The organism is Leptospira licerasiae serovar Varillal str. VAR 010 (assembly GCF_000244755.1).
Taxonomy (GTDB): Bacteria; Spirochaetota; Leptospiria; order Leptospirales; family Leptospiraceae; genus Leptospira_B; species Leptospira_B licerasiae.
The window spans coordinates 245517-263660 of record NZ_AHOO02000011.1 but is presented as its reverse complement, the minus strand read 5'-3'; the positions used below and the strand labels follow the sequence as shown (position 1 = coordinate 263660).

Sequence of the window (18144 nt, the reverse complement as noted above, 5' to 3'; positions counted from 1 at the left end):
GAGAGGATCATGCCTGAAGCAAACGCGGTTTCTAACGAAGCTACACGTAGCCGTTATCTCGAAGGAGACAGAAGTTACGATTTAAGGAAGCATTTTGATAAATTGGAGAAGGAAGAAAAAAGCGGTCTCCAAGGGATCGAGATACGTTCCACCGCGAAAGCATTAGGAAAAGATGATTTTCTAAAACTTCTCATCACTCAGCTTTCTTCCCAAGATCCTACCAATCCGGTTAAGGATCAGGACTTTATCGCACAGATGGCGCAATTCTCTTCCTTAGAGCAGATGAATAATATCTCACAAGGGATCGGAAAGATGACCAATCGTCAAAGTTTCTCCCTTGTGGGTAAGATCGTTTCCGGTCCTGATTTTGTGACAGGTGAGAACGTAGTAGGGACCGCAGGTGCATTATTTTTCGATGGAGAAGGTAAATCTTTCGTAAGAGTGAACGGTAGAACGGTGGAGATCGATGCGATCACTTTGATCACAGATCCCGCGGTGATCAATCAACAAGAAGGGCAAGGAGCACAATCTCCAAAAACAGCAGCCCCTGGCGTTGCAGGATCTTCCCTTAATGCGCCTGTTGGAACTCCTACAGCGGGTTCCTCTGCTGGAACTTCAACAATGCAAACGCAACAATTCCAAGAGACATTACAAAACCAGAATATGGGCGCGTCCCAAGAATCCGGTTTTGAAGAAACAAGTTCCGGAGCTCCAGGCTGGAGTTTTCCGGGAAAACCGAACGATAGCAATTATTAATTAAATAGAAAATTTCGAGGTATAAGCGCCATGATGAGATCCCTTTATTCAGGAGTTTCCGGTTTAAAAAACCACCAAGTGAGGATGGACGTAATCGGTAACAATATTTCCAACGTGAACACCCACGGTTTTAAAACGGAACGTGTCACTTTCCAAGATATGATATCCCAAGAGTTAAGAGGAGCTTCCGAGCCTAAGGAAAACATTGGAGGGGTGAACCCTCAACAAGTAGGTTTGGGGGCGTTGATCGCTGCGATCGATAAGATCATGACCCAAGGTGCTTTACAGACCACTGGTAAGAACACTGACGTTGCGATCTCCGGAGAAGGTTTTTTCATCGTTAAGGATGGAGACAAACAATTCTACACCAGAGCGGGTGCGTTTAACTTAGATAAGAACGGTTATTATGTAAACCCTGCAAATGGATTGAAAGTGCAAGGTTGGAATTCCCGCTTAGATGAAAAAGGGAACAAATATATCAACTCTTCGGCTTCTATCGAAGATATTATCATTCCGGTATATTCAAAGGAACCTGCGAGAGCTACTTCCAAAGTGGATTTCAGATCCAACTTGAATTCTTCCGTGCAAGCAGTTCCACCTGACGCAACTCAGGAAGAGATCACCGCTATGATCAACGATCCGGATCCTAAGGCAAGAAGAGGACATGTAACTACTATTAAAGTTTTTGACGACCAAGGTGCAGAGAGAGAATTCAAAATGGAATTCTACAAAGTCCGCGAAAATACTTGGAAAGCAAGAACGTCTTTGACTGATTCTACTCAACTTTCCGTGGATGTTGCGGCAACCGGCGGGCAAAACACTCAAATGCCAGGACTTACCGAACTTGAGTTCGGATTCACTCCTGACGGAAAGATCGTTTATGTTTCCGATGGGACCGACGTTATGAACACCGGAAAACTAAGTGCAAAGGTTTCCTTCAAACTTCCAGGTAATCCTCAAGTCCAAAGTTTCGATCTTGCCTTGGGCGAGGCTGGAATGGTGGACGGGATCACTCAGTTCTCTTCCGATTTTACAACTAAAGCAGTAAAACAAGACGGATATACTATGGGATATCTGGAGTCATTCTCCATTGATAATTCAGGAACAGTTACCGGAGTTTATTCCAACGGGATCAAACAACCATTGGCAAGAATTGCGACCGCAGTTTTCAATAACCCGGCAGGTTTGGATAAGGCGGGAGATACTATGTTCGCATTTTCCAATAACTCGGGCGAACCTATGATCGGAGAAGCAGGTATCGCTGGTAGAGGAAAGATTAACGCAGGTCTATTAGAAATGTCGAATGTGGATCTTTCCGATCAGTTCACCGATATGATCGTAACTCAAAGAGGTTTCCAAGCGAACTCAAGAACGATCACCACCACGGACCAAATGTTACAGGAAGTCCTGGGTCTGAAACGTTAATCGCTAATTTAGATCTCCTATTCATTTTGTTTGCGCCCGTGGGAAATCCTTCGGGCGTTTTTCTTTTTTTACGTGAGAAGTCCCGCGGTAGCGATGTGAAGGGCTTTAGTCCGGGCTTTGCCCGGATGAGCGCGAGCGAACCCGGAGCAGCGCGACTCCCGCTTGCGGGAGGACCGCCCGATAATTAAAACGACAATATTTCGGATTGTAATACTTATACTTTTTTCGAGTCTGATCTATAACGCTATACCAGAGACTAAAGTTGTGAGAGAAAAAAAGAAAAAGACCGGAACTAAAAACGCTGCCCAAGAAAGAGACGGATGGTTCGGGTTTATACTTTTGTCCAATCGAGAGATGTTCAGAGATTGGAGCCAGGAAGAAACCGAGTCATTTACCAAACTTTTCGAATATAGATCCGTAAATTCAGGCACTGTTCTGATATCTCCGGAAAAATCTTCCGAATGGTTTTATTTTCTATTAGAAGGAAAATGCGAGGAATTCACAAAAGCCTCTTCCGGCGAGGAGCTACTGATCCGCAGCTTAGGGGTGGGTTCTCATTTTGGAGAGGCAGGATTCTATCGATGGAAAGAGGGAAAGTTCGGAGTCAGGACGGAAACGGACTGTAAACTCCTAAGGATCAGTTCTAAAAATTGGCATAAATGGGAGACTGAACATCCTGAAACTTCCGTACGTTGGAAGGAAAGATTAGAGACTAAAAGATTTTTTAGAATGGCTTCCTATGAACCCAGTCAAAAGGAGCTTTTAGGATTCATTTCAAATCTAGAATTACTCTTTCATATAGATCGCAAAAAGATCGGGGAATTGACTCCATACTTGAGATGGTTGTATGTTCCAGGCGGCGAAAGATTGATGCTCCAAGGAGAGCCTGGAAATTCGCTTTTTATAATATTATCGGGTAGGTTCAGATATACCGTTTCGGATGATCATGGGAATATCACCGGCGAAGGAGAATTCGCGAAAGGTGATATCATAGGAGAAATGTCCTTATTAACCGGGGAGCCCCGTTCCGCTTCGGTGTATGCGGTCCGATCTTCTCAAGTGATCCAAATTTCCAGAAATGGTTTCAGAAAATTTATCTCCGAGTCGCCCGAGGCATTATTCCATGTGACCGAAACCATCGCCAGAAGGTTGGGGGAAAAAAATAAGGAATCCTCGCGATTCGGACGGAAAGTACATACGATAGCATTAGTCCCGGTAACGGAAGGTTTTCCCCTAAAGGATTTTTCGATAGAACTTTCTAAATCCTTAAAGTCCTTCGGTTCTACTTTGTCCGTAAACGAGGGGAAACTTTCCAAATTTCTAAAAGAGAAGAAAATATATCATAAAAACGGAATACGGTTCGGGATACCCGATCTTTTGTCCTGGTTTGGAGGGCTGGAAAAAGAATACGACAACGTAGTGTTCGAAGTGGAGCCGACGGGAGATCCTATTTGGGCGGAGACAAGTCTTAGGCAGGCGGATCGAGTCCTTCTTCTTGCCGAGACAGGACGCCCAATATTAGAAAATTCTTATTCTTGGAACTTGATCCAAGGAGGGAGTCTCGGCGAAACCATGAAAGAATCCGTGATCTATTTGGAGGATTCTTATACTCGTTGGGAAGAATTAGAGAATGTTCTTCATGAATTGCCCGGCCAAAAACTTATCTTGCGAAAGAATCGAGAAGGTGAATTCGATCGTATTGCAAGAAGATTGGAAAGTAGATCTGTAGGGATCGCACTTTCCGGCGGAGGCGCTAAAGGTTTTGCGCATTTGGGATTGCTTAGATCCTTGAGTGAAGCAGGTATTCCGATAGATCTGATCGGAGGAACGAGTGCAGGTTCCATTATGGCTGGATTATTTGCTATGGGTTACGGATTCGACGAATCTCTTCGACTCATAAAGGAAGTCTGGATAGAAGCGAAACTTACTAGAGATTATACTCTTCCTTTCGTTTCCATTTTGAAAGGTACGAAATATTCCAAAGCGATCAAAGAATTTTTCGGAAATAGAAAAATAGAAACATTATGGATCCCTTTTTTAGCGGTGGCATGCGACCTTACGAACTCTAAGCCGAAAGTATTCGAACAAGGAGAAGTATGGAAGGCGATTCGGGCGAGCACTTCTATCCCCGGGATATTTCCTCCTTTCTATAGCGACGGCGCATTGTATGTGGATGGCGGACTTTGGGACAATCTTCCGGGTTCTTTAGTGAGAAGAAAGGGCGCTGATGTATTGATCTCCGTAGACTTGGGAGCAGGGTCTCAACCGAATAAGGACCAAACCTACGGACTATTAGTGGAGTCCAGATTTCCGGGAGAAGGACCTTCCGCCTTAAAACTTTTGGGAAATCAATTTATGAAAAAGGAAGATAGATATTCTTTCCCTCATATCGGCGAGCTATTTATGAGATCCATGTTATTATCCAGCCGGAACAATCTTCTTAAAACGAAAGAAACTTCGGATATTTTCGTGGAATTACCCGTAAGGGATTTTTCCACGTTCGATTGGGACGAATACAAAAGATTGTACGAGATAGGTTACGAACATTCTCAAAAATTCGTAAAGGATTGGGGAAGGATCATTAAAGATAAAGTATATTCGGAAAGGAAGAAAAACTAAACCGATCTATCGGCGTTTTTCGAAGTAATATCCAAGGTCAAAACTTGAAAAAAACTCCTTTCCATGATTTTAAAAGGTGCTTAGGATGGGTTAATCGGGATGGAATCCAAGTTTAAGCAATACATCGTAACGGATTCCGCTACTCTTGCCGGAAGGATTTCTATACTCCGTACTAAGATCCATGCAGAGCTGATCGATCTAAAGGACTTTTTCGAATCCGCGGAGATCAGAGATACCCCTCAATTCGTAGATATTTTATTTTATATCTCCGACAAAACATTAGAATCCGAACATACTAAGATTAGAGAGCAGCTCAAAAATAATCCTCTGATCTTGGCAAGGTTCATTTTGAATGCCGATCTTGGTTACGAAGGTTATAAAAATACCGAGATCGAAGACGATCTGATCTTCGGAATATTGCCGGAGATCACTTCCGACCTTCATCTTTCTAAAACATTCGCAAACGCATTTTTACACCTGCATATGATCACGGACCAGTTTGATCTATTACATAAGATCAATACTGCAAAGTACGAGATCAACCGACTTACGAGGATCGGTATTAGCCTCGCGAACGAAAAAGACTTCGATAAACTTTTAAGAGAGATCTTATACAGTGCAAGAGAGATCAGTAATGCAGACTCCGGTTCCTTATATCTGGTAGAACAGGATGATATCGGATTCATCCGAAACTTGCGTTTTAAAATTTCCGCACTCAGTATAGATACGGAAGAGTTTATTCTTCCAATCAATAAATCCAGCATTGCAGGCTACGTCGCGGAAACGGGCAAAGTTTTGAACATCCAAGACGTGTACGATCTACCTGAGGATGCTAAATTCTCCTTCAATAGCAATTTCGATATATTATCGAATTATCATACAAAATCCATGCTGGTCGTTCCTATGAAGGGGCATAGGGGAGATGTGGTAGGAGTTCTTCAACTTATCAACCGCAAAAGGAACTTTAGCCAGAAACTGACCGTGGAACAGATGAAAGGAGATGAAATCCAACCTTTCGACGACTATTCCACTCAATTGGTGCTTGGAGTTGCAGGCCAAGCGGCGGTAGCCATTCAGAATAATTATCTTCTGAGAGAGATCGAAACATTATTCGAAGGATTTGTTACCGCGTCAGTAAATGCGATCGAAGCCAGGGATCCGACTACAAGCGGTCATTCATTCCGTGTTGCTGTATTAACCGTCGGACTTGCTGAGACCTTAGATCGAGTGAGCTTCGGAAAATACAAGGACACAAAATTTTCTAAGGAACAACTTAAAGAAATCAGATATGCTTCTCTACTTCACGATTTTGGAAAAGTAGGAGTGAGAGAAAAAGTTTTGGTAAAAGCCAAAAAACTGGAAGATCTGGAGATCAGTCTCATCGATTGGAGATTCCGATATCTAAAGAAAGATTTCGAATCCAAATTGAACTTAAGAAAAGTAGAATATTTAAAAAAACACGGACATACCGGATATTCCGATTACGAAAAGGCGATTGAATTCGAATTTAATGAAGAATGTAAAAGACTCAGCTCCATGTTCCAGATCATCAGTCAGAGTAACGAACCTTCTATATTAGAAGAGGCAAATTCCCAGTTCTTGGAAGAGATCGCCAAGATGCAATACATCACGACCGAGGGAGAAAATTTAGAACTCATCTCTCCTTATGAGTTCGGATTTCTGACCATCAAAAAGGGCTCTTTGGATTTTGACGAAAGAAAAGAGATAGAATCCCATGTGGAGCATACATTCCAATTTTTGAGTAAGATCCCTTGGACCAACGATCTCAAAATGGTGCCGACCATCGCACATGCACACCATGAGAAATTAAATGGAACGGGTTATCCAAGAGGACTTTCGGGAGAAGATATCCCGATCCAGTCTAGGATCATGACAATCTCCGACATATTCGACGCATTAACGGATCAGGATAGACCTTATAAGAAAGCGGTCCCGGTAGACAGAGCCTTGGATATTTTAGAAATGGAAGCCAAAGAAAATCATTTGGACGGAGATCTATTAAAAGTATTCGTAGAGTCCAAGGTCTGGGAAAAATTAAACCACCAAGGGCATATTAAATAAATCTAAGGCTCTTCTTTGGTCCAATCGGAGACCAACTTCATAAAATGTTCTCCTCTTTCCTCGAAGTTCTTATATAGATCGAAACTTGCGCAAGCAGGCGAAAATACTACCGACGTGACTCTTGCTCTCCCGGAACGCACTGCGGTTTTAATCTGGGAAAAACCTTCTTCTAAATCTCCCGCTAAGATCAAATGAGTGCCTAAAATGGGAGAGATCACAGGAGCCCAGGTTTCCCTTGCTTCCCCAATCAATAAAACCCAACCGATACCGGAGGACAAAAACTCCTTTAAAGGTTCCAAAGGTTCCACTTTTGGTCTTCCTCCCAAGATCAGGAAAGTTCCTTTTTTGTCCTTCCAAGTGTTTAAACCCGCAAGCATACTATGAAGATTTGTGGATTTGGAATCATTGATAAAAGAAATGCCCGCAGCTTTGCCGACATACTGGAATCGATGAGGAAGTCCTTTAAAAGTCCCGATCAAATTTTGGATATGTTCCGGTTTTGCACCGATCGCTTCCGCAGCTAAAATGGAAGCCGCCAGGTTATCCAAGTTATGACCTCCGGGAAGAGGGAAGTTTTTAGCATCATAAATCTCTTTGCCGGTTTTGATTGTTCTTTCTTCTTCGGAAATGACTGCGTCGGTTCCTTCTTCTCTACCGAAGACTAATATTTTGCAGGACCACCCGAGTCCTTGGATCCTTTCCTTAAAAAGTTTGGAGCTGGTCACAAGAGTATGGCGAGGATTAGAATGATCCACGATGCGAGCCTTGGCGGCAAAATAATTTTCCAAATTTTTATGCCTTTCTAAATGATCCGAGGCAAGATTTAATATTACAGATACGTTAAGTTCTAAAGGGCCTGAATCTTCCAACTGATAGCTGGAAAGTTCCAACACGGAAACTGGAACCGGTTTTAGACAAAAATCGCTGAATGCCAAACCGATATTTCCTCCCGCGGTAGTTCCCGGAAAATCGGTGGAAACCAAATGAGCGGTGAGAGAAGTGGTGGTGGATTTTCCGTCCGTGCCTGTGACTCCGATCAATTTTCCGGAATAGAACGCTCTCGCTAATTCTACTTCGGAAACTACCGGGACCGCAAGAGAGTGAGCCTGGGAAATTACCTGATGGGAAGGAGAAATACCCGGACTTTTTACGATGAGTGCGATTGGAAGAAGGTCCGTTAGAATTACATCTTCGCCAACGAAAGTTACATTCGAATCTGGTAAGGGTTGCGAATTACAGAGAACAGCATTTGCCTGTCTCTCTTTCAAGAGTCGGAGAGCCGCCATGCCGGAAACTCCCCCGCCGAGAACCAGGACTCTTTGGCCTAATAAGGAGGTAGGAAAATTCTTCATCTTGGGGAACTTGGTTGACAGGCTATTTTTTGCATCGAGAATTGTCTCTAAATTATCGCTAAGGGTAGGTTCCTTTGCTCGATCACAAGGTACAGGACGGAGTTCTCATAGTTTACCTCAAGGGACGTTTGGACGTTTCTATCGCAAACGAGGTGGAAGAAAATCTGAACGATCTAATCGATAACCAAGGACATACCAGGGTTATTCTGAACATGCAGGACGTGGACTACATGTCTTCATCCGGATTCAGAGCTTGTATTTCCACACTCAGAAAATTGAACGCAAAAGAAGGCGGCCTCAAGATCTGCGGGATCAAACCAGCGGTCAAAAGAATTTTCGACGTGATCGAACTAACCTCTCTCTTTGATATCAGAGAAACGGAAGACGAGGCGCTCCGAACTTTTCGTGCTTAACCGATGATGGCATTACATCGGGTTCTCCAAGAAATCGTAGAAGAAAAAAAGAGGGAAATCGAAACCATTCCCGAATATAAACCTGCTCCCTATTCCGGAGTAGGTTTGTGGCAATCTCTTCGTTCCCGCAAATTTTCGATCATCTCAGAATGTAAAAAAATGAGTCCTTCTTCCGGGATTATCCGGCAAGAATACGATGCGGTCTCCATCGCAAAAACTTACTCGGAATGCGGTGCAACTGCGATCTCTGTTCTCACAGATAAAAAATTCTTCGGCGGTTCCCTACAAGACCTCAAAAACGTTTCTTCTCAGGTCAACATACCTATATTAAGAAAAGATTTTATACTGGATGCAAAGCAAGTGTCGGAAGCTCGAGAATTCGGAGCGGCTGCAATTCTGCTCATCGTTCGTATTCTAACACCTGAAAAACTCACCGAACTTATCAAAGAAGCCAAAAAGTATAATATGGACGTTCTCACTGAGATCCATACGGAAGAAGAAGCGGTTATTGCGACCAAGGCCGGCGCCAACATAGTCGGGATTAACACTCGCGATCTGGACGATTTTTCCATTCACCAAGATTTGGTCCCTAAGGTTGCCTCTAAACTTTCTCCCAATATAGTGAAGGTGGGAGAGTCCGGGGTCAAAAGTAAGTCAGACTTAGATGAGTTCCGCTCGCATGTGGACGCTGCACTTATAGGGACCTACTTCATGGAAAAGGCGGATATCCGCAAAGCTTGGCTGGAACTTTTCTGAGTTTGGGTTTTCACAAAAACTTTTAGAATATTCAAAAATTAGAATATACCTAAAAGGTTTGGGCGGCTCTTCGCTTTGCTCAGACCAGGCTACTGCGGGTTCGCGCATACGCGCTCATCCGGCAAGCCGGACTAGCGCCCTTCGTATCCTTGCCGCGGGCTGCAAGTTTTGCACGCAGAGTCGCGAAGCCGCAGAGAATTTTTGTAGCAATTTCCAATATCACAATATTCCCTCCGCGTCTTTGCGCCTCTGCGTGATTTTACCGCCCTAATTTTCTTAAAACGTACGTTTGGAGAAGAACTTCTCTCTTTTTCATTTGGAAAAAAGATATTGCCTATCGAATTGTGTGGAATGTAAAATGCCTTTTCGTCTTTTTTAAGGCCAATCGGGAGGTTTTTACATGGCGTTTGAAGAATCAGGGGAAAGTTCGAGTATATTCGGATCGATAGGTAATTCTTTCAAAGGAATGCTCACAGGGGTAGTGCTATTCCCACTTTCCTTATTTTTGATATTTAAAGTGGAAACTTGCGAACAAGCAAGTGCTGCTCTCAAAGGTGCATTACCTGCTTCCCAGGCAAAACCCGGGATTGCGTCATACGTTACGGGTAAATTGAGCGCTGATACATTAAGCGGCGAATTCGTAAAACCTGGAAAATATATTTCCTATTCTCAATCTTCCGAAGTATATGCTTGGAATGAAACCAGCAAAGAAGATTCTAAAACCAAAAAAACAGTCTATGATTGTGAATTGGATTGGATATCTTCCCCTAAAAATCCTAAAAATTTCAAGGATCCGGCTTGTAAGTCTAAACCTTTCTACAAAGCAACCGTGGATGAGAAAAGTTCCGTTGCTTCCGATGCGAAAGTGAAAACCGACGAAGGTAAAACATACAGTGTGAACTTGGGTAAAGTGGATCTGACTTCCGCTGTTCCTTCAGTGAGTCCAGGATCGGCAGACTTGTCTAAAGGAATCGCCGAAGGAGATTATATCTACTTATCTCAAAAATGCGCGAGCGACCAGACCGAAGGTTGTGAAAGGGTCAGTGTATCTCTTGTCCCTATTCCTGAAGAAAGTATGACTTTCGTGGGATCGGTAAACGGAAGTTCGATCGGCGAATTCACGAGTGAAGAAGGTAATAAATTTTTGAACGCCTCGGTGGGTGATATCCAGACGACAATGAAAGATATCCAAAGTGACGATAATACAACAAAATGGCTGATGAGGCTCGGTTGTTTTATTGCCATGTGGGTGAGTTTTAATCTTCTCGCGGGACCATTACTTTCTCTTTTAAGTTTTGTTCCTCTGGTGGGAGAATTGGGGAAAACAGCGCTTTCTTTAGTGTTCGCTGTTGTGGCATTCTTGATTACTGCAGTTACCATTCTTCTCGTGAAGTTCTGGTATATTTGGTTGATATTAGGACTTGCCGCAATCGGCTATGCTATCTATAAGAAGAGGGCCGCGACGGCGTAGCTACTTATACAAAATGTAGTTAGTAAAAAGGCCGGGTCTTTCTCGGCCTTTTTATTTTTGGAAGGTTCTCAAACCTCCGTTTGTTAATAAAAAATTTCCAAAATAACCTTCTTAAACCTAGATTAAATCATGCTTTAGAACATGATTTTAAGTGGAATTCTGGGGAAATAAGGGACGTATAAGACAGTTAAAAATAACGTACGTTATCCTAAAAATCATCAAATATAGTGAAAAAAATCCTTGTCTATACCGTTATAGTATGTACCAGTATAGCGATCGATACACGATCCGAACAATTGATATAAAAAAAGATTGAAGGTTTTTTAGAACCACGGTATAAATAGAAGCCGTTCTGGTTCCAAAAAATAACAATTGTTCAAAAAAGCGAACATGGACCCAGAGAGGTTTAAGGGATGAAGATGCTGCCAATAGGGGAGACTACAGGGGGGAACTTTCGACTCCTGGATTTTAAGAAAAATATAATTTTCATTTCTCTTATATTATCATTATCCGGGGCTTGTTCTCACGCCGGTACTGACACTAGTGGGGTCTCCCAATTTTCAGATAATACGGACGACTACAAAGGTGTTTCTTTATTCAGTTTTCTGAATCCTTATCCGGTGGTGAAAAGCTTTTTTACCAATCTAGACCCAGTTGGCTTCAATGAAGCCTTGGGTGATGCACTTTCCCAAGCGCCTAGAACGGATAATTTAGGCACAATTCGAGCTTTAGAATCCGCTATGTTGCAGAGTAGAACTAGCGTTCAGACCCTTTCATTGGGCCTTGCAGACATGATCGAAAAGATGCAAACTTCGAATCCCGCTGCGTATTCTTCTATCCAGCCTGTTTTCGAAAAGATACGTCATTATAAAAAACCTGTGGTTCGTAATCTAATGCCTATTGGCGCGAACCAACTTTTGATCGAATACAATACTAAGACTGCGAATCAAGTTGCTACTTCTATTCACGACACTGCCGATCTTTTAGTAGATCCGGATACTGTGGATACTCTTCACGATATAGAAGATTTTCTCTATAAAGGATTACGCAAGAATACTACGTTCCGCACCGGAGTGGAGAATCTGTTAGGAGGATTTTTTGCTCCTTCTCTTCTTACGGATCGGACTCTAAAAGAAGGTTTTATTTCTCTTGTTTATGATTTCGGCGAGATGATGTACAAAGCCGCCGGGTTCGAGGATCAAATGACTCCTCAAACTTCATTTAAGAATTTTATAATAAACGCTGAGAACTTTTTCACTGTAAATACTACTTCTCCCGCGGAACCGAGCGCTAACGAATATTCCACCAATGCGGCTTATAATTCTCCAGGCGGTACTTTAAAACCTGCAGAGTTAAGGACGATGTTGCAGGATCTATTTGTAACGATTAAAGGGTTAATTTTTGCCCAAGGGGATGTAACTGTAAATGTTCTGAAAGAGACCGCTAAGAATGCATACTTACTGGATTTTATGCGAAATTCTTCCGGCTCTAGTCAGACCTTTAAAGATCTTTTACAACTTGATGGAGATGGACGTAATCGCCAGACGGATGTGGAAAGCCGTCCTCTTTCTTCTCTCGAGACTTTATTTATTATTCTGACGCTTGCTGATAATTACGGTTATAGATGGAATCCTGCTCAGACGACTCATAACGCTTTAACTGATACTGGACCTTTCACTACTGGAGGAGAGTTAACGTTAGGGGATGCGATGTTCAGTATGGGATCCGTGATCGGGTCGGGTGATTCATTCAATTTTAAGAATATTACCGAATTAAGCCGTACAAGTTCCAAGGTTTTTAGGGACGGTTCGATCTATAAAATCGGTTTCAATACCAGAGTTCTTTCTATTTTAGAAGCTGTTTCTCGTGGGGAAGCTCAGCAAGTCACAGATCCTGCATCCGAAGCGACTTTTGACAAGTTATTCAATAAAACTGTTCCTTGGATGTTGGACTGGATCGTTAAGGTTACTCTGGAGGGTTATGGCCCTTACTATAGCCAGACTAACGGTGGTGGGCAACCGATCGCTCCTAACGGGAATCTTTTACAGTACCAGCCTAGTTGGGATACTTCCAAGTATTACGTGCAGATCGATCCTGGAACAGGCGGAGAAAGGAGAATTTATCTTGGTGGAGTGGATCAAACCGCCGCTTCTGCCGTTTTAACAAATAAAGGATTCTATTCAATAACTGAAACTGTTCCTGCACCGATCCAAGTTGCTAGTGCGGAAGAAGCATTTTATAAAAATTTGCAGTGGCTATTATACGAAAAAAGATTCGTAGCGGTCCTTCCCGTACGAGCCAAGTTAGCTGCAACAGTAACCTACCAAGAGGCTTTATTTATTACTGCGATCGGAAATGGGATCATGGGGATGATGAACCTTAGTCCGAATTGTGGTCCTCTAAAGGATGATTGCACAAATTTCAACGGGTTTTGGCAGAAAAAAGGGACTCCACTTAAGTCTTTCGATTCGAGCACCCAAGCGGGGCCTTGGGTTGTCCCTGATACTAATCTGCAGGATTTATCGAATGAACCTGCAGATTCTGTATTCTTTGTAGAAGGTTGGGGATACGGTTTAGCAGGTAACGAAGGTTTCCAAGTTACCGCAGTATATTCCGCATTATTCCCACTTTTAATTCCTGACCCAACTACCGTCTATGGAATGATCCCACCTGTTATTTCCCAAAATGCCGGTGTGATCAAACAACTCGGCTTCTTGGGAACTACTGATACTCCTCCTTCTCAAGTAAATACAAATTGGAATAAAAGAAACCGCCTAACTCCATTTATAGTATCATTGGCAAAAGCTCTCGGAGACGATGCTAAAATTCCTGCCAATAGAACTGCAGGAAAAAATCCATATAAACTATTTACAGGTTTGGCGGAGATTTTCTCTCGTCCTTACGTTTATTATGGCCCTGACCAAACATATGGACCTAACGGAGTATATGATTCCAACGTAAGTCCGATCCAGGGAACCGGAGTACCTTCTCCAGGACCTTCTTTTGTTCAAATTAGAACTGTAGGAATTAGTTCCGGCTTACGAAATCCTAAAGCAACTACCGTTGAATATAAACCTTCTAAAAACTACAGAAGTCTCCTGAGCGTTTTGATCGAAGGTACATCTACGCCTACAAGCACAGATCGTAATCGTATGACGGACGGTCCTCTCGATCTATTAAGTAAAACTGATATTCTTTCCGGACTGATTAAGTTTACCACAAATTTGGGCGATCCTGCAAAGGCGGATGCAAGAGATAAAATAATGGATGGTCTTTCCGGGATTTTGGGACAAACGAAACTCTGGTCCGATTGTGGCGGAGTAGCGAACTTCCAAACGAACTGTCCGAACCAATTCGCTATTGACGAAGGTATCGATTGGTTGGTCTTCCGTGTCGCGGACAAATATGACGATCGTCCTCGTAATGACCTATACGATCCTTCCTGGGTAAAAGTGGACGATCTTGTAAGAAGAATTCGCGACTACGTTTCCAGATCTTCCGGTTGGTCTTTAGTGAAATCTTTGGATTTTTTACTGGATCTCTTGTTGGATATCCAACTCACAGCGGCTGAAATTACGAATACTTTGGATCTAATTTCTTCTCTCTTTTATGTAGGAGATGTGACTGATCCGAATAATTCCGCTTTGGATACGAGAACTTATACGCTTTCCGATATTTTGACGACTAGTCTTCCTCCTGTTTTGGATTCTATGGCTCCTTATGGACGGAATTTATATGCGACAGGTTACCAATTGGGTAAACCTGGTAGTTTCTTCAGTTTCTTGGAAAAGAATGCGAACATGTCTTCTCAATACACTGTAGAGGAACTATTCGAAAATACTAAAGTACTTCTGAGGTCCGATATGATCCAAACTTCTCTCATGGATAATAGGGCATTCCTATATTCTGCGGGGACTTTGATCGGTTTATTCGGAGATATTTATGAAAGAGGCCGTCGTTTCTCCGGTTCCGACGCGTTCTTTTACGACAATTGGAATGATGGACAGCCCACGTCGACGTACTGGGACGATCTGAATGCGATATTCTCACTAAGATGAAAAATAGATATATAACGGGACTACCGACACAAATGAAGATGCAAACATTCAAGGGATTTTTACTTATCGGTTTCACTTTATTCTTCGTATCCATCGGATGCGGAGGAGAAAAACAGGGGAGCCTATCCGATTCTATTTTTGCAAGTCTCGGGATTGCTTCCGATTCGGGAGGAAGTCTTCCTCCTAGTGCGGCTTTAACCCCTTATAAGGATACTGATGAGCCGGCTACTCTTCCTGTGGATTTCGGGACTGCGGGACCCCAGGCATTATTAAATCTTTCTTCTACAGACCAAGTGGATCGTTATAAAAGTTTGGAGATCGTTTTCTCCGAACCTATGACCCAGTCTACAGTGAACGGCGATTTCATTCTAAAGGAAAAAACCGGAACATTATTACCTGGTCCTGCCGCTGAAAAGGGTGGATCTTTTTATTGGAAATCCGGCGGGAGATTGATCTTTGACCCTTACAAAGAACTAAAACCGAATACTACTTACCAACTTATTCTTACCGGCGCTTCTAAAGGTTTAGAAGGAGGGAATCTTCAGCCTTATACTGTGGAATTTACCACGGAACCTGATTATTTGATCAGTGCTACGTTAAACGGAACATCGGTAGGTCCGGCGAATTCTTCCAAGGATTTGACTTATACTGATGCTTCGCCTGGAACGATCGCAATGAATTTGAACGCAAGTTTTACTTCTCCGATTAGCGGAGCGAATTCTATCCAGTCCATTAAACTGAAACATTTGAGTTCTACCGCGGAACATGTGATCTGTGCTGCTCCTCCTTGCGATATGACTGCCTCTCTTGCTTCTTCTTTGAATCTGAATAGTTTTTCGGGAGCAAAAACAGGACTTAAGCCCTTCCAAGGCGGAAACGCTTATATCTTTGAGATCACTACTACAAGCGGCAAGGTATTCCGTAGATCTTTCGGATTCAATTATGGAAAAGTCAATACTACTCCGTATGCTATGATCACAAATGGTGCGGCTGTGATCGTAGACGAGACCCAAGCTTTAAAATTATTCGGTCAAATTTTAGAAAGATTTACCAAGAACGACTATAAGATCACTGGTAAATCTTTTTCAGATTTTTCGAATACTCCGAAAAGTACATCTAAGAGAACTAGCTATTGTATAGATTATCACTCTGAGATCAATTTTATCCGTAGTTTCGGGGATTCTACAGACCCGGATAACGGGGACGGATATTGTGGTGGGGCAGGGGCGAATCCAGGAGCGTTCGTAGGTAGCGGATGTTTCTTAGGTTGTTCCGACTTCGATATGGACGTTTATATCACGGGAGTTAATATCCCTGCTATGACTGGAGCCGACCCTACGATCACTGCAAGCTTGAGCGTTCCGGCGAATAATAACTTGAAGGTAAATATTAACGGTCGTAAAGCGATCATTAATCTTGCCATTATCGCGAGGAATCGTAGTTCAATCGGTTTAGGACTGGTAGGTTCCGGTAGTAAATTCTATTTCACTACGATTGCAGAAGTGAACTTAAACGAAACTACTAACCCTCGCGCTGCAATTGCGAATACGAATACTGTTGTTGATACGAATGGAGAATTTAATATTGCGATTAAAACTCCTTTGACTATAGCGGCTCTTCCCGCAAATACCACATCCGACAATTTTTATACGAAAGAATGGTCCGATCATTTAAGAGTTAAGAATAATGCCGGAACTTTGGATTCTGTGGACTATGTGGATTCTACTTCTTGGGCAGCGGACCTTCTTTCTTCGGTAACTGCGTCCATTGCGAACGATATGGTCCCAGCTTTAAAGCCTGCAATCACTCAATCCATGCTAAAGGACGTGGTGCAGAAGGTTGCGCCTAATGCGTTAAACGCGGTTGTGACCTCTTTAGCGAATCCAGGTTTGGATGTCGTATTGCCGGACTATCTTCCTGCTCCTCTTCAGAGTTTCCCTCTTTCCTTAAAGCTGAAATTCCAAACGGATGTGGCTGCTACCGTTTCGGGTGCAAACAAGGGATTGGTCGGTTCTGCTTCCGTGGCTTTGGTGGCTAAAAATCCGCTTCTAAATACGGACCCGAATTATCACGGACACCAATTGGCTTCCGGTTTTGTGAGCACTCGTCCTATTCCTGCAGCGGATGCTCTGACCAAAACTTTTCCGTTCTCCAAAAGTTCCACAAACCCTGGACTTCTTTTGACCCTAACTGCAGACACCGTTACTCAGGCCGCTTATAGTCTCTGGCAAAACGGCGCCTTAAATTTAAGGATCAATAAACCTTTTATCGATTCCATTACTGCGTATGCTGGTTCAGATCCTCTCTTCCAGTTAACTCAAGAATTGGTTAAGGTAGGAACTCTTCTGAACATTTTGGCTCCGGGTAGATCTACTCTGGTAGGTTTGAATCCGAGTGATTCTACTAAACTGATCCAAAACGTAAAATCATCTGATGATGTGGATATCGACGTGTATGCGATCCATGCACCTAACGGTGAATTTAAATTTGGAGGAGCAAGTTCCATTCCTTCCCTTGTTGTGAACTTCACGGATTTGGAATTGAGGATTTACGGAAGAAGGCCGAATGGAACTCAGATCGGATATCCTACATTAAGTTCGATTACCTGTTCTTCTGCAGCAGCGGACGGAGCGGCCAATAGTTGTCGTTATCTTTTGAATACTGTGCGTGTTAGTATCAAAGGAGACGGCTCCTTCAATTTTATTCCTTTCGATAACCCGGACCCGATCGGAAAGCCTCAGTATAATAATTTGAACGCTATGAGTCTTGTGATCAAAAAAGACGAGACTAGCATGGCTTATACTCTGGATATTCTCGAAGGAAATTCCGTGAACCCATTCGGATTGGACCCTAAGGGAATTTTCCAAGTTGTGGATCCTTTGATCCGTTCCTTGATCATCCCATTGGTGAATAACGTATTACGTCAAGTTCCTCTGCCTAAATCTTTGAATGTTTCGGCGATCACTAATTATTCTTCCGGCGCGGTATGTAATCTTCAGTCCACGACGGATAAGTTGAAGTTGATCACTATCCCGATCCCGAATACGGAACCTTATCCGTATCTATTCGGAGGCCTTCAGTTCCAAGGAGCGGCGGCTACGAATCCTGGCACGGTGGTGCAATGTCCTTAAGGAATTATATGAATAAGAGCAGAAGAGGATAAGTATAAAAATATAATATTATAAAAATAGAATAAATCCTGAACCAAGAGT

General features: G+C 42.9%; 10 protein-coding genes. 9 read left to right on the top strand and 1 reads right to left on the bottom strand.

What is annotated here, in order from left to right; genetic code table 11:
* The first annotated feature begins 9 nt into the window (after positions 1-9).
* The 4 genes from LEP1GSC185_RS13715 to LEP1GSC185_RS13700 all read left to right on the top strand — a co-directional run bounded on the left by LEP1GSC185_RS13715 (position 10) and on the right by LEP1GSC185_RS13700 (position 6882).
* Positions 10-756, top strand: a complete 747-nt coding sequence (locus LEP1GSC185_RS13715) for a flagellar hook capping FlgD N-terminal domain-containing protein (protein WP_008595566.1) — start codon at positions 10-12, stop codon at positions 754-756.
* A gap of 30 nt (positions 757-786) precedes the next feature.
* A complete protein-coding gene (flgE, locus tag LEP1GSC185_RS13710) occupies positions 787-2181 on the top strand; it encodes a flagellar hook protein FlgE (protein WP_008595159.1) in 1395 nt (464 codons plus the stop codon).
* Between the two features lie 264 nt (positions 2182-2445).
* The gene (locus tag LEP1GSC185_RS13705) at positions 2446-4800 is read left to right on the top strand and encodes a patatin-like phospholipase family protein (protein WP_008595374.1); all 2355 of its coding nucleotides are present in this window, start codon (positions 2446-2448) and stop codon (positions 4798-4800) included.
* A gap of 99 nt (positions 4801-4899) precedes the next feature.
* Entirely contained in the window at positions 4900-6882 is a 1983-nt protein-coding gene (locus tag LEP1GSC185_RS13700) for an HD family phosphohydrolase (RefSeq protein ID WP_008594833.1), read from the top strand.
* Between the two features lie 2 nt (positions 6883-6884).
* On the opposite strand, the gene murD is transcribed toward LEP1GSC185_RS13700, so the two are convergent.
* Complete coding sequence (gene murD / locus LEP1GSC185_RS13695) at positions 6885-8234, bottom strand: UDP-N-acetylmuramoyl-L-alanine--D-glutamate ligase (protein ID WP_008593763.1); 1350 nt, start codon at positions 8232-8234, stop codon at positions 6885-6887.
* A 74-nt stretch (positions 8235-8308) separates the two neighbouring features.
* On the opposite strand from murD, the gene LEP1GSC185_RS13690 reads away from it, so the two are divergent.
* The 5 genes from LEP1GSC185_RS13690 (at position 8309) to LEP1GSC185_RS13670 (ending at position 18063) form a co-directional block, all read left to right on the top strand.
* Positions 8309-8647, top strand: a complete 339-nt coding sequence (locus LEP1GSC185_RS13690; RefSeq protein ID WP_008596972.1) for an STAS domain-containing protein — start codon at positions 8309-8311, stop codon at positions 8645-8647.
* Between the two features lie 3 nt (positions 8648-8650).
* Positions 8651-9403, top strand: a complete 753-nt coding sequence (locus LEP1GSC185_RS13685; protein WP_008595872.1) for a beta/alpha barrel domain-containing protein — start codon at positions 8651-8653, stop codon at positions 9401-9403.
* A gap of 400 nt (positions 9404-9803) precedes the next feature.
* A complete protein-coding gene (locus LEP1GSC185_RS13680; RefSeq protein WP_008594129.1) occupies positions 9804-10874 on the top strand; it encodes a TMEM43 family protein in 1071 nt (356 codons plus the stop codon).
* A 419-nt stretch (positions 10875-11293) separates the two neighbouring features.
* Positions 11294-14932 carry a hypothetical protein gene (locus LEP1GSC185_RS13675; protein ID WP_008595585.1) on the top strand — a complete coding sequence of 1213 codons (3639 nt, stop codon included), beginning with the start codon at positions 11294-11296 and terminating at the stop codon, positions 14930-14932.
* Positions 14933-14964: 32 nt separating this feature from the next.
* Positions 14965-18063, top strand: a complete 3099-nt coding sequence (locus LEP1GSC185_RS13670) for an Ig-like domain-containing domain (protein WP_008595057.1) — start codon at positions 14965-14967, stop codon at positions 18061-18063.
* Positions 18064-18144 lie beyond the last annotated feature (81 nt).